Source organism: Bradyrhizobium sp. RD5-C2 (genome assembly GCF_019972155.1).
Classification (GTDB): Bacteria; Pseudomonadota; Alphaproteobacteria; order Rhizobiales; family Xanthobacteraceae; genus Bradyrhizobium.
The window spans coordinates 124,411-141,858 of the sequence record NZ_BOVL01000059.1 but is presented as its reverse complement, the minus strand read 5'-3'; the positions used below and the strand labels follow the sequence as shown (position 1 = coordinate 141,858).

The window sequence follows — 17,448 nt, the reverse complement described above, 5'->3', positions numbered from 1 at the left end:
GGCTCTTGTAAAGGCTCCGATGGCATGCTCCTCTGCTCTGTCTGGACGTCGATCCGGCGTCCAGGCGAGACCTTTTTCGCGTTAAAGTGCCGTTAGTTAAGGAGAGATGCGTGCCATCAGCCGTTCCGCAACCGGTCGCTGCGAAGCTGACGCGCGCGGCCATCTTCCTTGCGGTCACGATCAAGCCCAATCCGGAATATGATACTGTGGTGCGGTCGCTGTGTGCGGACGTGGCTGCGCTGGTGCGCGCGGTCGGCTTCCGCGATCTCGAGGGCCGGCTGTCCTGCGTCATGGGCATCGGCTCGGATGCATGGGACCGGCTGTTCGGTGCGCCGAAGCCGAAAGGTTTGCATCCGTTCCGCGAGATCAACGGCGTCCACCACGCCGTTGCGACACCGGGCGACCTGCTGTTTCACATCCGCGCGGTGCCGATGGACCTGTGCTTCGAGCTCGCGACACAGATCATGTCGCGGCTCGGCGATGCGGTTGCGACCTCGGACGAGGTGCACGGCTTCAAATATTTCGACGAGCGCGACCTGCTCGGCTTCGTCGACGGCACGGAGAATCCGGAGGACCAGGCGGCCACCGACGCCACCATCATCGGCGACGAGGACCCAGCCTTCGCCGGTGGCAGCTATGTGATCGTGCAAAAATACCTGCACGACCTGGAGAAGTGGAACGAGCTGCCGGTCGAGATGCAGGAGAAGATCATCGGCCGCACCAAGCTGTCCGACATCGAGCTCGACGATGCGGTGAAGCCGAGCTACGCGCACAACGCCCTGACGACGATCGTGGAGAACGGCGAGGAGCTCGATATCGTCCGCGACAACATGCCGTTCGGCAACATCAGCAAGGGCGAGTTCGGTACCTACTTCATCGGCTATGCCAAGTCCCCGCACCGGATCGAGCAGATGCTGGAGAACATGTTCGTCGGCAGGCCGCCGGGCAATTACGATCGCCTGCTCGACTTCAGCCGCGCCGTGACCGGCACGCTGTTCTTTATTCCGTCGGCGACCTTCCTGGAAGATGTCACCGGCGAGCCACCCGCGCCGGCTGAGCCGTCGCTGGACGACGCCGGGGCTGGCGAGGCACCTGCACAAAGAATATCGCCGTCCGACGGCTCGCTCGGGATCGGCTCACTGAAAGGAGACGCTGGACATGAATAATCTTCATCGGGGATTGGCCCCCATCTCTGACGCGGCATGGGCCCAGATCGAAGAGGAAGCCTCGCGGACGTTGAAGCGCCATCTGGCCGCGCGCCGTGTCGTCGATGTCGATGGGCCGAAGGGCACGGACTTCTCCGCGGTAGGCACCGGCCATCTGAAGAAAATCGCGACACCCGGCGACGGCGTCGAGGCAACGCAACGCGACGTCCGCGCGCTGGTGGAGCTGCGCGTGCCGTTCGAGCTGTCGCGCCAGGCGATCGACGATGTCGAACGCGGCTCCAATGATTCCGACTGGGATCCGCTCAAGGACGCCGCGCGAAAGATCGCCTTCGCCGAGGATCGCGCGGTGTTCGACGGCTACGCCGCCGCCGGCATTCAGGGCATCCGCCAGGGCACCAGCAACCCGGTGCTGACGCTGCCGTCGAGCATCAAGAATTACCCCGCCGTGGTCGCGCAGGCGGTCAGCCAGTTGCGGCTCGCCGGCGTCAACGGTCCCTATACGCTGCTGCTCGGCACCGAGCCCTACACCGCGATCGGCGGTGCGACCGACGACGGCTATCCCGTGCTGCAGCACATCCAGCGCCTGATCGACGGCAAGATCATCTGGGCACCGGCGATCGAGGGCGGCGTCCTGCTCACCACCCGCGGCGGCGATTTCCAGCTCTCGATCGGTCAAGACCTCTCGATCGGCTATCTCAGCCACTCCGCGACCTCGGTCCAGCTGTATTTCCAGGAGACCATCACCTTCCTGATGCTGACCAGCGAAGCGTCGGTGGTGCTTGCGCCGGAGGCGAAGAAACCCGCCTAGTCTTACCGGCGTTGACTCTTCCAGGACGCCTCCGGCCAATCTGTGCCGGAGCTTCCGTTGAACTGCAACGAAGAGGAGGCGCGCAATGGACTACGATCTCTACATCAACCCGAAGAAGGCATCGGTCGGCCTTTATGTCCGCAAGGGCGCCGGCCTCCCCGATCTCGGCGACGCCAAGGACTGGGTGTTCGACGGCACCTCGGCGCAGGCCAACCTGCCGCCGCAGCTCGTGAAAGAAATCGAGGCCAACGGCCACGCCTTTCGCGACATGGACTGAGCTCAGCGGCTACTTCTCGCCGACCTTCACCGGCGCGGTCTCGGGCATCAGGCTCATGGCCACGATGCCGACCGCCGCCGCGAGCAGCAGATACCAGGACGGCGCCAGCGGATCTCCGGTCACGTGCAGCAGCCACGTGACCACGAGCTGCGCAGTGCCGCCGAAGGTCGCGATCGCCACCGCGTAGATCGTCGCGAACACACCGCCGCGGATATTCTGCGGCAGCGCTTCGGTGAAGGCGGCGTAGAACGCCGTGAACGGCAGCGATCCGATGAATGACAGGATGCCGAAGCCGAACAGCAGCGACCACGCGCCGGGGTCCCGGACGATCCACAGGAAGGCCGGATAGGTCAGCACCAGCACGACGAGCTGCGGCCAGATCATGATCGGCTTGCGTCCGAGCCGGTCGGCAAGCCAGCCGCCCAGCACCGCGCCGATGATTTGAAGTCCGTTGCTCACCAGCGATACGGTGAAGGCGAGCGACGGCAACACGTGCAGCGTATTCTTGGCGTAGGTCGTCATGTATTGCGTCACGTAGGTCGAGATCGTGCCGCTGGCCAGGATCATCACGGCCAGCAGGATCACGCGACTGTGCCGGCGCGCCAGCACGACATGGTTCGCGCGCTCTACGCCCGCCGCGGCGCGCTCGCCGTGCGGCACGGTTTCCGGCAGCGTCCGGCGCATCCAGATGCCGAACGGCAGGCAGACCGCCCCGAGCAGGAATGCGACGCGCCATCCGTAGGCCTGCAGCATGTCGGGCGCCATCGTGCTGCTCAGGATGACGCCGACAAGAGCGCCGACGGTCGCCGCGATCTCCTGGCTGGCCGGCTGCCATGCCACCACAAGGCCGCGATTCCTGGGTGCCGCGATCTCGATGAGATAGGCCGTGGTCGGTCCGACCTCGCCGCCGAGCGCGAATCCCTGCATCATCCGCGCCATGATCACGATCATCGGAGCCACGACGCCGATCGCGGCATAGGATGGTGTCAATGCGATGGTCAGGATCGCGCCACCCATCAGCGCAAAGCTCAGCAGCATCGCCGGCCGCCGGCCGACCCGGTCGGAGAAGATGCCGAGCACGACGCCGCCAATGGGGCGCGTCAGGAAACCGGCGCCGAAGGTCGCAAGCGACAGCATGAGGCTGCCGTATTCGCTATGCGCGGGAAAGAAGGTGCGCCCGATCTCGGTCGCAAAGAAGCTGTAGGTGATGAAGTCGTAGAACTCCAGCATGTTGCCGATGGTCGCGGCGAAGGCTGCGCGCTTGACATCGAACCCTTCCCTGCTCGCAATGTCCGGCAACGCTCTCGTCCTTAGGCTGGCTGTCCGGAGCGAGTATCATTCCTCAGGCCATGCAAGGCAAGCTATGGCGTAGCGCGCGTCCGCATGCAACGCGAGCGATGATATCGCTGTGCTACCCGCATCGAATGGGTTTGCAACCGCGGAGGATCGGCCCGGAACGCAGCTTGCACGCACCAGCAAGTTCAGTCCCTTGTCGACGAGGACCCGGTACCGTTGAACAGCAGATACAGGGCGTGTGGGTTGGTCGTCAGATAGCGCCAGAACAGCCGGCGCGGCTCGAGCCAGACACGCCAGGCCCATTCGAGCCCGACGATCTGCATCCATCTCGGCGCGCGCGGCCGCGATCCGGACAGGAAGTTGAACAATCCGCCCGACGTCTTGATGACACCGACATTGCCGAGCCGCGACATGAACTCGTCGACGAAGGCCTGTTCGTAGGGCACGCCAAGCGCGACCCAGAGAAAGTCCGGCGCCAGGGCGTTGATCTCATCCACCTTGGCCCGAAGCGCATCGCCGCGCAGATAGCCGTGCGAATGGCCGACGATCTTGAGCGCCGGATAGGCCCGGCGGACATTGGTGATGGCCGCCTTGTTCTCGACCTCGTTGGCACCAAACAGATAGAAGGTCAGCCCGAGTTCTTCTGCCTTGCGCGCGACGTCGTGGAACAAGTCCGTGGTCGCAACGCGCTCGGGAAGCGGGTTCGGCGACCGCAGCTTCGACACCATCACCAGCGGCTGCCCGTCGGCATTGATCAGGTCGGCGGCACGGAACAGCCGATCGGTCATCGGCTCGGTGGAGCAGCGCGACAGCACCTCGCCATTGGCTGACGTCAGATACAGCGGCCGATTGATACGCCGGTTCGGATGCACCGCCTCGACCATGAAGTCCGCGGTCTGCTCGCGATCGAGCACGGCGAGCCGCAGCCCGCCGATGGTCGCCCGGAGAACGCCGGCAGTCGCAGCCCTGCCGACAGGATTGATGCGACGCTCCACGCCGCTCGATGATCCGGCTGGCACATCCGAGGACGAAACCGGTTGCCCGGCGCTCGAAGTGTCGCAAATCCGGACAGATGGAGCAGCCACATCCGAATCGAGACGCCGAGGCCGCTCGCGATCGGCCTGTAGGGGCGAAATTGCGTCGGAAACACGGGCTTTTTGGCTGTTAGTCAACATTTCGGCAGGGCTCCAGTCCTTACGAGCCCTAAACTGCAATATCCGGTCCAGACCGCTTGCGATCTCGCGTGGCAGTTTGATGTAAGACGAGCCGCAAGAGATTGTTAACGAAATCTGGCGGCACCGCGACAGCATCACACTGGATCCCGCCAGGCCGGCGACGTTCGAGCAGCAACACTGCGCAAAAGGTCGAGGGACCGCATTAATACAAATCGCATTCTCCCGGTGCCCGAGGTCGTCAGCCTTTGCTATAAGGAGATCACGGCGGCTCGACCGACGCTTTTGAAAACTCGTTTGTTTGGTTTCACATGAATAAGAATGATGACGCGTTCGATGTCTGCATCGACGACGCATTCGACTTCCTGTCTGAAGAATACGCGACATTGTTCGAAGGCTCGGACGCGACCGCCTTTCAGCATCCGCTGTGGCTCGACAGCCTCTATCGCAAGCTCGCTCCCGCCGCGGCGGCGAAGCCGCTGGTCGTCGTCGTCCGTCATCGCGCCAACAAGGCGCTGGCGGCCGTGCTGCCGCTGTTGCGCGTGCGACGCGGGCCGATGCGGACGATCGAATTCGCCGACCTTCGCGTGTCCGACTATTTGTCGCCGGTCTGCGCCACGACGACATTCGCCGACCTGCTGCAGGACCGGCAGGCCTGCGAGAAGCTTCGCAAGCTGGTCCGGCCGTTCGACCTGCTGCGCATTCCCAAGCTGCTTGATGCCAGGATGCCGATCGAGAATTTGCTCGGGGCGCCTCACCGCAGTCTGATGGATACCAATGCCTACGCGACGGTCTTGTCCGCGCCGTTCGAACAATGGCAGATCAACGCGCTGGGCAAGTCCTATGTGAAAGAGCTGGCGAAGAAGTGGCGCCAGATCCACAAGAAGGGCACGCTCACCTTCGCATGTTGCACCGACAGCGCTTCGATCGGCGAAGCCATGGACGTGATGAGGAAGTTTCGCGGTCCGCGGTTCCACGCACACGGCGATGGTGACCTGCTGCAGCGACCGGAGTACTTCGATTTCTACTCGAGCGTGGCGCTTCGCGGCATGGGCTCCTTTACCCGACTCTACACCATGAAGATGGATAGCGAGGTCATCGCCACGGCACTTGGCCTCGCCCACAGCGGCCGCCTGCTCATCGTCATGACGGCTTTCGACATCGAGGGATACAAGAGCCAGTCGATCGGCGCGCTGACGTTCGAAAGTGTCGCCAAGGATTGCATTGAGCGTGGAGACCGGGTGCTGGATTTCACCATCGGTGACGAGCCCTACAAGATGCAGTTCGGCGGGCAGCCCACGCCGATGTCGAGCGTGACGCAGGCCGGCAGCGCGGCCGGTTCGCTTGCATTGTTTGCGCTGAAGCAGGCGCCCTGGATCAAGCAAGCGGCGAAGCGGGTGACCGACCTCAGGCCGATCCGCACTTCGACCGGTACACGCTAGATCGTGATGAGATCAGTTTGAGCTGGACCGCGTCGAAAGTTCACCCCTCCCTTGGGAGAGGTGAACCGAGACCGCACCAAGCCGATTTCAATCAAAACTCATCCGGCTTTAGAGCCGTTTGACACGCGCCCCCTTAGCGGAGTGCGCTGCGGACACGCATGACCCATCCCGGATGAATCCGGTCCACCTGATGCGTGACCATGCGGCGCAGGAAGTGCAGTTTCCGCTGCATGGTCCAGCGCACGTCGGTGTTGGAGGTCAAAGCCTCGCGGAAGCGCGCCAGTTGCAGCGAATGCCGGTCGGCGGCGAGCTTGTCGTGATCGGAATAGAACTGCGCGATCTTCTCCGTGCCCATCCCGTCTGTCTCGAGCCAGCGCGGCACATATTCGGTGCAGAGACGCTCGACATCCACCAGGAGCCGGCTCACGCCGGTACCGGCCGCGGGACAATTGGTCTGGTAGGCATCGCCGATCAACACGACGCCGGGCTGCAGATGGCCCTCGGTCACTGACAGGTCCATGACCCAATTGTGGACCTGGCCGACGATCTGGAAATCGCCGAGGTAGCGCTCCAGTCCCGGCATCAGGCGAAGCAGCGTCCGTCTTGTGTCGCGGCGCAGCTCGCGCATGATCGGATCGGTCGGATCGCGGAACATGAACAGGTTCGCCCGCATGCCACCCGACATCGGAAACAGGCTGAGATAGTCGACGCCGTCAGCCGCCTGCTTGCCGTAGCAGGTCAGCGCGTCGAAGCCGAACGGCGCGTTGTCCGGCTTTGCAATGGTGAACCCGAACGAAATCGAGTGGCGCTCGGCAAGCATCTGCCGGCGCATTCCGAGATTATAGCCAAGCGCGCCCGCCATGCCGGTCGCCAGGACGACCAGGCGCGAGACGACGCGCTTTCCGGAGGCCAGCGTCAATTGCTGGCGGTCCTCGCTGCAGCTGACATTGGTCACCTGGTCGAGCAGGAAGCTGGACGCATCCAGCGTCAGGCCGCGGGCCATATTGACGAGGTTGGCGTAGGAAATCCCGTAGGACCGGCCGACACCGATATCGACCAGTCTGCCGTCCCTGATGTTGAGCACGCGGTCATAGGGCGCGGCGACCGCCTCGACGTCATCAATGAAGCCCAGGCGTCGGAAGATATCGATCTGCCGCCCGGCGATCTTTTCGACCCGAAATTCATCCGGCGGGATCGAGCGCTTGTCGATCAGGACGACGCGATAGCCAGCCCGGGAGAGGACGGCCCTCGCGAGCGAGCCCGCCAAACCGGCGCCGACAATGGCGACATCCGCTTCGATCGTTTCAGCCTCGCAGGTTGCGATCGGCTGGGTCATGCTTTCCTCGGCAATCATCTTTGTCCGCTCCGACGGCTAATTGGTCACGGAACTGCAATTTCCTTGCCCGCCCTGCCGCCGCGCCAAACGGACACGACGAGTTCCAGTATTGAGGTTAACAAAACCCCCCGCACCACGATCAGCCCCTTCCCGGCACGTGGCTTGCAGTCATAGAGGTCGTGAAACTGATGTTTTGGACGCTCCACAGCAGGCTGGCAGGACGATCGGCTGGCCGTGGAGCTTCGGCGAATGCCGTTGACGCGCTAACGCGGTTTCAACCAGCAGGGTCCACGCTGTTGAACCGAGCGGCGGGGAACAATCCAATCTGCACCGTTTGGACACAGCAAGGACGGCAGCGTTCCAGAATGGAGCAGCGCGACATATTGGCCAGGTTCACGGCTGCGTGGCGCCTGAAGGCTGAAAGGAACGGAATTTTAGCAAGAGAACATTAACGCTCCTGACCTCACCGATTGCTAGGGTCAGCAGCCTGACAGGATATTGAGACCTCACTTGTGATTGCCTCTGTTCTTCAAATGCTACGGCGCGATGTCACGCGCGGCGTTGCCGGCACCATCCTCCTCAAGGTTGGCAGCGGCGGACTCGCGTTTGCCCTGTTCTCGCTGGCGGCGCGGACGATGACGCCCGACGCGTTCGGAGACTTCGCAACCTTGCTCTCCGTCGCCCAGATCGCGGCGGTCGTGGGCCTGGTCGGTCAGGAGCTGCTGCTGGTTCGCTTCCTCAATGAGTACGAGGTGCGCGGCCAGGCCGAGCTCACCAAGGGCGTGCTGCTGTCGAGCCTGAAGTACTCTGCGATCGGGATGCTGATCTCGATCGCCGCGATCGCCGCGGTGGCAGGCATTCGCGGCGAATGGTGGCTCTTGATCCTCTCGGTCTCGGCGTTCACCGCCGTCAATGCCGGGCTGATGCTTGGCAGCCAGATCGCACGATCACTGGTCAGCATCCTGATGGGCGAAGGCAATCGCGAATTCTTCTGGCGGGTTGCCGTCGTCCTGGTCCTGATCGCGGTGCTGTTCAGCCACCGCCAGCTCACCCCGGCCGAACTGTTCACCGCGATGACGGTCGCGATGGCGTTGGGGCTGGTCGTGCAGATCGTGTCGATCATGCGCGTGCTGCCGAACCTGCGTGCGGTCACAGCGCGCTTCGAGACGTCGCGCTGGAACCGCAGCGCGTTCCGCTTCTGGCTCGCCTCGATTCTCGAAGCAGCGAACCAGTATTTCGACGTCATCCTGGTCTACTGGATGCTGGATCCGGCCACTGCCGGCGTCTATTTCGCCGCCTCGCGCCTGGCGAACATCTTCGCAATGCTTTCCGCTGCGCTCTACACGTTCGGCGCGCGCCGGCTGCCGTCGCTGTATTTCAGCAAGAATCACCGCGAACTCGAACATACGCTGAAGCTGATGGCCGAGGTGACCGCGCTCTGCGTGCTCAGCGGGCTCGTCATCGTCTGGGTCGGCGCTCCCTACCTGCTCGGCCTGTTCGGACCGCACTTCGCCGCGCAGCAGTGGGTGTTGATCGTGCTCGCGATCGGAACGGCCTTCCAGGCGGCAGGCGGGCCGTCGGCCGCGGTCCTGCAGCTGACGGGGCATGAGCGCGATTATGTTCCTGTGGTCGCCGCCAACGTGGCGTTGCGGCTGGTCGGATTTGTCGTGCTGATCCCCTGGCTCGGCGTGCTCGGGGCGGCGATCTCGGCGACGGTTTCCCTGGTGCTCGCCACCATCGCACTCAATGTGCTGTGCCGCCGGCGGACCGGCGTCGACCCGTCAATTCTGGTGCTGTCGCATCTCTCGTCGTCGAAGGCCGGCGCCTACGCGGTCCGTGTTGCGGATGGCAAGGACTAGAGCGTCTTCGAGCGAAAGCCTGTCCCGCACTTGATGCGGGATGGACGCCGGTTCGCGTGAAGAAAACGCGTCAAACTGAAATCGAGAGCTTCAGCTGGCCAATCCCAGGGCTTCGCGCTGGGGATTGCTGACCGCGACATTGCCCGGCACGCGATTGACGACGAGCGCAATCGGGACCGAACCGAACCTGGACAGATCGGCCCGCGCCTTGCCGATCGCAGCCGTGCTGGCAGCGCCCTCGCGAACCACGAGGATCACGAGGTCGGCATGGGCGGCCAGCGCGACGGCGGCCGGCTGCATGGCAAGCGACGATGCGTCGACAATGATCAAGCCGAAATCAGCGCGAATGTCGTCCTGCGGATAGGGCGGCGCCTTGCTGCTGGCGCCGAGCAATTCGACGACCGACGGCAGATCGGCCTTGATGATCCCGGCACCTTGCGGCGGCGCGGCTTCGGCGCGGCTGGTTTCCATCTCGATCAGGACGCTGAGCATCCCGTTCTTGACGGCGGACCGGTTGAGCGACCGTGCGACGGTGCTGCCGCCCGTACCGGTCTCGACTGACAGCAGCAGCGCCACCTTGCCGTGCTCACCCGGAAGCTGCTCGATGTTCTCGATCAGCAACTGAAGATGCGGACTGAGATCGGGCTCGGCCGTCGCCGAAATCGGGGTCTGCCAGACGCTCCTGACGGCATCTGGCGACACCATGTTGGGAATGCGGGCCAGCACCGGCAGGCCCGGCGGCAGCGCAGATTGCGGCGCGGCCGGAGCCGGCACCGGTGCGGGCGCAGGCGCCTCGGCGCGGCGAAGCGGCGGAATGCTTTTGATCGGGAGCTGCTTCAGATCGAGACCGGGAACAGCGACAATCGCCGTCGACGTCAGCAGCGAGACGATCGCGAGCGCGACGAGCAGCAGGGGTAGCGGCGGAAGCGTCGAACGAATCGGCGGCGTCGCCGGAGATGCGATCTTGGTCTGCGAGTTCTGAAGCCCGCGCTGCTCGTCGGTCGTCCTGTAGCGCGACAGGAACTGCTCGTAGATGTTCTTGTTGGCGTCGGCGTCGCGCTGCAATTCCTGCAACTTAACGAACGCCTGGCCGTCGACCAGGATCTGCGACTCGGCCGACTTCAGTTGGTCCTCGAGCGCCTTCTGCTGATCGCGCTGCGCCTCGTATTCCGACTTCGCGGTGTCGATGTTCTTCTTGCGCTCGATCTCGATCTGCCGGTTGAGATCGCTCAACTGGCTGAGCGCCATCACGAGGTCGGGATGACGATCGCCGAGCACGCCGCGCTTCTGCGCGATCTGGTCGTTGAGCGCGGAGCGCTGGGCCCGCAGCGCGCTCAGCAGGTCCTGCTTGACCGGCCCGTCGACATTGGCCTTCAGGTCGCGTTGCAACTGCTCATAGCGCGCCTTGGCTTCTTCAGTGCGAGCGCGCGCCGCAGCGACCTGCTGCGTCAGGTCGGTGACGCGCAGCTGCTGCGTGGTGGATTCCTTGCCGGCGTTGACGATCCGGTGCTCGAGCTTGAACTTGGCAACGGCATCTTCCGACGTCCGCAGCCGGTCGTTCAAGGTCTTGAGCCGGCTCTTCAACCAGTCGGCGGCCTCGTCGGTTGCCACGCTACGCGTCCCGCGCTGGCTGGCGACGAACGCCTCGGCCACCGCATTGGCGTAGTACGCCGCGCGCTGCGGGTTGTCGGATGTGAACTTGATGGCGATAACATAGGTTAGTCCGCGCCTTGAGATATCGAGCCGGTTGCGAAACCGGTCGAGCAGACGCGTCGTGTCGGTCTTGCCTCCGGAGATGTCGTTGTCCTCGGCGACCTTGAGCTGATCGATCAGCGGCCCGAGAAATCCATCGGACTTGGCGATCTCGACGTAGCTTTGCAGTGCTGCGGCATCTTGACCGATGCCGGGCAGGACGTCCTGATCGGCGGTTACGCGCTGCTCGCGCGGGTCGACGACGACGAGCGCCGTCGCGGCGTAACGCGCCGGGATCAGCATCAACAGGATGATACCGACCGCGAAGATGACCGCGGCCAGCATCAGGATCCGTTGACCCTTCTCACGAAAAAAGGCCAGCACGCCAGGAATGCTAAGCACGCCCTTGGTGGTTTCCGCCGAAGATTGGCCGGCCGGCACGCCGGCAGTTTCCCACGACGCTGCGGGTTCCGTGACTTCGGAACGTCTCGGGCCTAAGCGGCTACCGAACTTCATGGGCTCTGACTCGAATTCAACTGACAGTACTGCTCCAACGTAAATATCTATGGTTAATCGCCGGTTACCCCCTCTTCGCGTTGCCGTAACCAATTAGTTAACGAGCCGGCGGTACCCTGTCTGTGAGATAATAGCTCTCGATTGCCGACACATGTCTGATTGCTAAATGAGCAGTAACCTCAACACGCGCTACTCGATGCACGAGCGCGCTTCGCGTGATAGTTACGCGCGCAAAAATGAAGGGGGCGAATCCACTCCTTCAACGGGTGAGGAATCCGTGCTCCAGCAGACGCCAAGCACAGAATTGCGCGAGGCATCGACCGCATCGCGCGATCGACCGAACGAGCGCAAGCGAAAGCTGCGCGTTGTCCTGGTGCAGACCCAGGCCGAGAACGCCGGCGCGCAGGAGATCTCGCGGCTGCTCGGCGCCGGCCTCACCGCGCGCGGCTATGACGTCGCCAACCTGTTCTTCTTCCGCAAATCGGATTCCTTCGACGAGCCGCCCAATACGTTCTACTGCGCGCAGACCCGTCCGGGAAACCCGGTGGCGCTGCTGCGCATGCTGTGGGCGCTCGCCGGTCATCTCAGGACCATCAAACCCGACGTCGTCCTGACCTTCCAGCACTTCGGCAATGTGATCGGCGGCGGCGTGTCGCGCCTCGTCAGCCGCGCCCCCGTGATTGCCAACCAGGTATCCTCGGCGCTGTCGATGAGCATGCCGGTACGCGCCGCCGACATCATCATGGGCTCGACCGGCTTCTTCCACTGCATCACGCTGAACTCGCGCGACATGGAGCGCGAATATGCGCGCTATCCCGCGCCGTATCGATCGCGCATGAAGCACGTCCCGCACGGCTTCGACGACAAGTCGCATAGCCTGCCGAAGGACGTCGCGCGGCAACAGTTCAAGCTGCCGCCGGACCGTACCCTGCTCGGCTGCGCGGCACGCCTGCACCCGCACAAGCGGCTCGATGCGGCCATTCGCCTGCTGGCTGCCGATCCGTCCTGGCACCTTGCGCTCGCCGGCCAGGGCGCGGATGAAGGGCGGCTGAAGGCGCTCGCGGACGAGTTGAAGGTATCCGACCGGCTGCACTTCATCGGCGAGATTCCACCGCGCCTGGTGGCCGATTTTCTGACCTGCCTCGACGTCTTCGTATTCCCGACGCAGGCCGAAACCTTCGGCCTTGCCGCGGTCGAAGCCGCGAGCGCCGGCCTTCCCTGCGTCGTGAACGATCTCCCCGTGCTGCGCGAGGTGCTGTCCTACCAGGGGCAGCCTGCCGCGGTGTTCGTTGACGCGGCGAACGAGGCCGAATTCGCAGCGGCCGTGTCGAAGGTCCTGACAGATCGTGTGTTGAGCGCTCAGCTGCGGCAAAGCGCCGTGGGCCTGAAGTCGCGCTATTCGTTGGATGCCATGATAGAGGAATACGTCCGCATTCTCGGCGACGCTGTGGGGGCGGACGCGCACTAGGAAGTTGGGCTGGCCATGATTATCGAGTTTCGCTGCGATCGCGCGCAGCCGCGGCTCTGGATGAGCCGCGAGTCGCTGCGCGTCAACGATCAAGATATTCCCGTTCAAATCGCCTGGACCACGACGCCGGAGCCTCGACCCGCCGGCCTCGACATGCTGTTCGAGCTCGAGCGCATCGTCCTGCGCAAGGGCAAGACCGGCGAGGCCGACCGACCGAAGACGATCCCGGAGCGTCCGCGCGCCGGCAACCCCGACGTGGTGGTCGACTTCACCACTGCCGCGCGGGATCCGAACTGCTCCGCCAGGCTCTATCTCCGTCCGCGGTTCAACGGGCACGCGGGAGAAAGTGCGGTACTTTCGGCCATTCTCGCCGGCGATCTGCCGGTGATCGAAATCGTCAATGAGCTCGACGGCGCGGTGATGGACCGCGGCCATCCCTCCGCAGAAATCGCGGCCGGCCTGAGCGGCGGGCTCGAAACAGTGATGGCACGCACGCTGTCGATGCTGCCGCCGATATTGTCGGGAGCTCCGCGGCTGGTGCCGCAATTGGCTGCTTCGGCGAATGGCAGGGTACCGCGAAATCCCGCGCCCTTTGTCATGCGCGGCGTGGCGACTTCGATCGCGAAGGAAATCTATCGCCTGTGCTGCTACGCGCCGCATTGGCATGTCGGCTGGCGCTTTGCCGACAACACGGATATCTGGCGCACCGGCGACTTGTCGGGGCCGGTCTGGAACGTGCTCGCCGATCCCGGCAACCACTTCTATGCCGATCCCGTCCCGGTGAGATGGCAGGGCAGGACCTTCGTGTTCTTCGAGGACCTCGACCACCGGACCGGCAAGGGCATCATTTCCACGATCGAATTCGACGGCAGCGGGCCGATCGGCACGGTGATGCCCGTGCTCGAGGAGCCCTGGCATCTGTCCTACCCGTTCCTGATCGAGGATGGCGGCGAGCTCTGGATGATCCCGGAAAGCACTGCGCACCGCGACGTTCCGATCTACAAATGCATCCGCTTTCCGGACAAGTGGGAGCGGCACTCAACGCTGCTGTCCGGCCTCGAATTGGCCGACGTGACGATCACGCAGCACAACGGCCTCCACTACATGTTCGGAGCCTGGCGCGATGGCACCGGCGGATATTCCGACACGCTCGCGATCTATTACGCCGGGCAATTGCTCGGCCCCTGGCAACCGCACGCGGCCAATCCGATCCTGATGGATCGCGCGACCACGCGGCCGGCCGGAAACTTCGTCACCGTCAATGGGAAGCTGTGGCGGCCGGTGCAGGACTGCACCAACGGATACGGCGCCGCGCTCGGCCTTGCGGAAGTGCTCGAACTGTCGCCGACGACCTACAAGCAGGCCGTTCGACATCTGCTCAAGCCCGGGCCGCTATGGAGCGGACGCAAGCTCCACACGCTCAACCGGTGCGGTCAGCTCGAGGTGATCGACGGCTCGCGGGTGCAGCCGAAGACCACGGCGTTGCTGGCGAGCCTGCGGTCGAGCGACCGCTCATCGCAATGGGGCTGGCATAGCCCGCTGGCGAAGCCGATCGCACGACGGCTCCACTAGCGCGCTGCGTTAGTTATCCCGGCGACGGCTCAGTTCGGCTCCGCGCTCAGCACGCCGCCGAACTGCTCCCAGGAGCTCCCCGTCCAGCGCTGCAGCTGAAGCTGCGTATAGGCCATGCTGTTGTCCGGCCCGGTGTTGACTGTGATGCCCGGCATCAGGGTCGGCAGCACAAGTCCCTTGATGTTGCGCGCCTGCTTCACGATGTTCTCGCGCGACAGGTCGTCGCCGCACTGCTTCAGCACCTGCTCCAGGATCTGGCCCTGCTGGGTCCCGAACAGATAGTTGCTGTCGCCGATATCGGCGCCCGGAAGATATTTCTCGAAGTGGGCGCGATACCATTTGATGCCGGGATCGTCGGCCCACTTCTTGTCGTTCGGATCCTTCGCGATGGTCGCGACGACGACGCCGACCGCCTTGTCCGCCCCGGCCGGCACGATGGTCGAGGACACCGAGCTCGACACGTAATTCACGATGGTGAGCGGCGTCCAGCCGATCTCGCTCGCCTTCTTGATCGCCTGCGCGGCGAATTTCGGCGTGCCGGCGATCAGGAATGCCTGGGCGCCCGACGCCTTCAACGTCACCACGCGGGATTCGATGGTGGGCTCGGTGACCTCATAGGGAGATGTCACCACCTTCCTGTCGAACTCGCCCTTCAGGGTTTCCTTGAACGCCGCCACGAAGTCACGGCCGAGATCGTCGTTCTGGTAGAGGATCGCGATCTTGGCATCGGGCGCGGTCTGGGCAATGTATTTGGCGTAGACCTTTCCTTCGGTGTTGTAGCTCGGCAGCCCGGTGGTGGTCAGCGGGAACTCGGCGAAGTTTGCAAACTTGGTCACGCCGCTGACGACGAAGAGGTGCGGCACCTTCTTCGCGGTCACGTATTTGATGGTCGCGCCGATACCGGGCGTGCCCAGCGGGCTGAACAGGAACGCCACCTCGTCGCTCTCGATCAGCTTGCGGGTCTGCTCCACCGCCTTGGGCGGTGAATAGGCATCGTCATAGGTGATGAGGTTGATCTTGCGGCCGTTGATGCCGCCGCGATCGTTGATTGAATGCACGTAGGCGATCAGGCCCTTGCCGGTATTGCTGAGCGGGGACGCCGGGCCGCTGAACGGGAATGTCGCCCCGATCCTGATTTCCGATTCCGAGATGCCGGGCGTTTCGGCGCGGACCGCAGTTGCGGCAACAGCCGCGAGCATCGCGATGGACACTGTAAACGTCTTCACCGACATGAACTCCCCCTGAACTCTTATGAATTGACCGGCTGTTGTGACTGCCGCGCGGCGCCTACCAGGCTTCGCCGAACGGCCTGATCTCGACGTTGAAAGACCACGCGCTGCGGTCCTGATGGGCGACGTGCCAGACCTCGTCGGCGATCGCTTTCGGCTTGATGAAGAAGTCGTCCAGCCGCTCCGGCCAGCGCTTGCGCGTCCATTCCAGATCGATCACGGCGTCGATCACGAGATAGGCGACGTGGACGCCTTGCGGCCCGAGGTCGCGCGCCATCGCCTCGGCCAGAATGCGCTGCGCCGCCTTGGTCGGAGCGAACCCCGCGAAGCCTGCCTTGCCGCGCAAGGCCGAGGTGTTGCCGGTCGCAACGATGGCGCCCTTGCCGGCGCTGATCATCGCCGGGGCAAACCGCCGCGCCAGATACAACAGCCCCATCGTGTTGACCTGGAAGTTACGATTGAGAATCTGCGGATCGATCTCGCGGAAGGTACCGAACGCCCCCCCGACGGCGTTGTGGATCACGACACTGGGATGGCCGAGATCCCCCTCCACCGCCGAGGCCACCGTCTCGACCTGCGCGGGGTCGGAGACATCGCATCGATAGGCCTTCGCCCCCTGCAGTTGCTTCTCGAGCGCTGCGAGACGCTCCTCGTTCCGGGCGAGAAGCGCGACCCGATAGCCGCCTTCAGCGAACCTCCGGGCGAGCGCCGAACCGGTGCCGGGCCCAACGCCGGATATCAGACAGACGGGTGCGGTCATGCAGTCAATCCTCCGCGTTGCAGCCAACAATTTTCAAGATCACGCGGCCGCCTTCGACAGCAGCTTCTCGACGTAAGGCTTGAGCTCCGGCCTGAAATGCGCGTGCTCGACCAGCCGGGCGAAGTGCGCGAACATCAGCGGATACGCATCCCGCACCCCGGGATGCAGGATCTTGTCCAACCCCTGCTTCTGCAGCTGCTCGGTCCGCGCATGCTCGTTCATGAACAGCGCGAGCTCGGCGGCAAGGCAGATGTCGGCAATCGAGACGCCGTTTCCGACCAGCGCCTCTCGCCGTGGCGACAGTGCCTGCTCAATCCCGGAGGCATAGATTGCGAACGCATCCTTGGCGCGCGCATGAATCGCGGCATCGACCGTGCCGCCCGACAGCGCTAGCAGATAGATCTGCGTGTCCCGCGCAAACACCAGGCTGACGTCGAGGAAGCTGTCGATCCTGGACGCCTCATAGGCGTCACGTCCATAGAGCGGAAACGCCGCCTCACCGAGCCGCGCCACCGCGCGCATGATGCTGTTCGATTCGAAGATCCCGACCTTGCCGTCGGCGCCGAACGCGGCCGGCACATTGCCGAACGGCTGCGCCGCCATGAACGCGTCGGTCTTGAAGAGTTGCGCGCCGGTCAGTCCGACCCGGCCGGTCCGCGCCAGCGACGACAGCGAGGCGCGTTCGTGCTCGGTGAGAGGATGGGCATCGTAATCCCACAGCCAGTCGCTCAATTCCTTGCCGGAGGCGCCGCGCACCTCGACGTCGACGCCGCAGAACCGCGCCGCAATGGTTGCCTTCCAGACCCGCGGGTTCGGCAGATAGGAGAAGATGCGCAAGGCGGCCATGATGGCTGC

The 17,448-nt window shown here is 64.0% G+C and carries 14 protein-coding genes; 7 read left to right on the top strand and 7 right to left on the bottom strand.

Going from position 1 to position 17,448, the window contains the following annotated elements; translation table 11 throughout:
• Positions 1-110: 110 nt before the first annotated feature.
• The 3 genes from BraRD5C2_RS37835 to BraRD5C2_RS37825 all read left to right on the top strand — a co-directional run bounded on the left by BraRD5C2_RS37835 (position 111) and on the right by BraRD5C2_RS37825 (position 2,251).
• Positions 111-1,166 (top strand): Dyp-type peroxidase, encoded by a 1,056-nt coding sequence (locus BraRD5C2_RS37835; RefSeq protein WP_223977311.1) that lies wholly within the window; start codon positions 111-113, stop codon positions 1,164-1,166.
• A complete protein-coding gene (locus tag BraRD5C2_RS37830) occupies positions 1,159-1,974 on the top strand; it encodes a family 1 encapsulin nanocompartment shell protein (protein ID WP_223977309.1) in 816 nt (271 codons plus the stop codon). Before BraRD5C2_RS37835 ends, BraRD5C2_RS37830 begins: the two co-directional genes overlap by 8 nt.
• An 85-nt stretch (positions 1,975-2,059) precedes the next feature.
• Positions 2,060-2,251 carry a hypothetical protein gene (locus BraRD5C2_RS37825; RefSeq protein WP_097672779.1) on the top strand — a complete coding sequence of 64 codons (192 nt, stop codon included), beginning with the start codon at positions 2,060-2,062 and terminating at the stop codon, positions 2,249-2,251.
• A gap of 9 nt (positions 2,252-2,260) precedes the next feature.
• Here BraRD5C2_RS37825 and BraRD5C2_RS37820 read toward each other — a convergent pair whose 3' ends face one another.
• Both BraRD5C2_RS37820 and BraRD5C2_RS37815 read right to left on the bottom strand, forming a co-directional pair.
• Positions 2,261-3,550, bottom strand: coding sequence for an MFS transporter (locus tag BraRD5C2_RS37820; protein ID WP_223977307.1), 1,290 nt, complete (start codon positions 3,548-3,550; stop codon positions 2,261-2,263).
• A 182-nt stretch (positions 3,551-3,732) separates the two neighbouring features.
• Positions 3,733-4,542 carry a WecB/TagA/CpsF family glycosyltransferase gene (locus BraRD5C2_RS37815; protein ID WP_223977305.1) on the bottom strand — a complete coding sequence of 270 codons (810 nt, stop codon included), beginning with the start codon at positions 4,540-4,542 and terminating at the stop codon, positions 3,733-3,735.
• Positions 4,543-5,030: 488 nt separating this feature from the next.
• On the opposite strand from BraRD5C2_RS37815, the gene BraRD5C2_RS37810 reads away from it, so the two are divergent.
• Entirely contained in the window at positions 5,031-6,161 is a 1,131-nt protein-coding gene (locus BraRD5C2_RS37810; protein WP_223977302.1) for a GNAT family N-acetyltransferase, read from the top strand.
• Positions 6,162-6,294: 133 nt separating this feature from the next.
• On the opposite strand, the gene BraRD5C2_RS37805 is transcribed toward BraRD5C2_RS37810, so the two are convergent.
• Complete coding sequence (locus tag BraRD5C2_RS37805) at positions 6,295-7,515, bottom strand: FAD-dependent oxidoreductase (RefSeq protein ID WP_223977299.1); 1,221 nt, start codon at positions 7,513-7,515, stop codon at positions 6,295-6,297.
• 515 nt (positions 7,516-8,030) lie between these two features.
• Between BraRD5C2_RS37805 and BraRD5C2_RS37800 the strand changes: the two genes are divergently transcribed.
• A complete protein-coding gene (locus BraRD5C2_RS37800) occupies positions 8,031-9,356 on the top strand; it encodes a lipopolysaccharide biosynthesis protein (RefSeq protein ID WP_374708098.1) in 1,326 nt (441 codons plus the stop codon).
• A 90-nt stretch (positions 9,357-9,446) separates the two neighbouring features.
• Here the strand turns inward: BraRD5C2_RS37800 and BraRD5C2_RS37795 are convergent, their stop codons facing one another.
• A complete protein-coding gene (locus BraRD5C2_RS37795; RefSeq protein ID WP_223977292.1) occupies positions 9,447-11,564 on the bottom strand; it encodes a GumC family protein in 2,118 nt (705 codons plus the stop codon).
• 277 nt (positions 11,565-11,841) lie between these two features.
• Here BraRD5C2_RS37795 and BraRD5C2_RS37790 point away from each other — a divergent pair, with 277 nt between their 5' ends.
• Positions 11,842-13,032: a glycosyltransferase family 4 protein gene (locus tag BraRD5C2_RS37790; RefSeq protein WP_374708097.1), complete on the top strand. Its 1,191-nt coding sequence runs from the start codon at positions 11,842-11,844 to the stop codon at positions 13,030-13,032.
• A 15-nt stretch (positions 13,033-13,047) separates the two neighbouring features.
• Positions 13,048-14,604 (top strand): glucosamine inositolphosphorylceramide transferase family protein, encoded by a 1,557-nt coding sequence (locus BraRD5C2_RS37785; RefSeq protein ID WP_223977287.1) that lies wholly within the window; start codon positions 13,048-13,050, stop codon positions 14,602-14,604.
• 29 nt (positions 14,605-14,633) lie between these two features.
• Here the strand turns inward: BraRD5C2_RS37785 and BraRD5C2_RS37780 are convergent, their stop codons facing one another.
• From BraRD5C2_RS37780 to BraRD5C2_RS37770, 3 genes are read right to left on the bottom strand one after another with little or no spacing between them, the layout of a single operon-like run.
• A complete protein-coding gene (locus BraRD5C2_RS37780) occupies positions 14,634-15,836 on the bottom strand; it encodes an ABC transporter substrate-binding protein (protein ID WP_223977283.1) in 1,203 nt (400 codons plus the stop codon).
• Between the two features lie 55 nt (positions 15,837-15,891).
• Entirely contained in the window at positions 15,892-16,593 is a 702-nt protein-coding gene (locus BraRD5C2_RS37775) for an SDR family NAD(P)-dependent oxidoreductase (RefSeq protein WP_223977280.1), read from the bottom strand.
• Between the two features lie 39 nt (positions 16,594-16,632).
• A complete protein-coding gene (locus BraRD5C2_RS37770) occupies positions 16,633-17,439 on the bottom strand; it encodes a glutathione S-transferase family protein (protein WP_223977276.1) in 807 nt (268 codons plus the stop codon).
• Between the last annotated feature and the right edge of the window lie 9 nt (positions 17,440-17,448).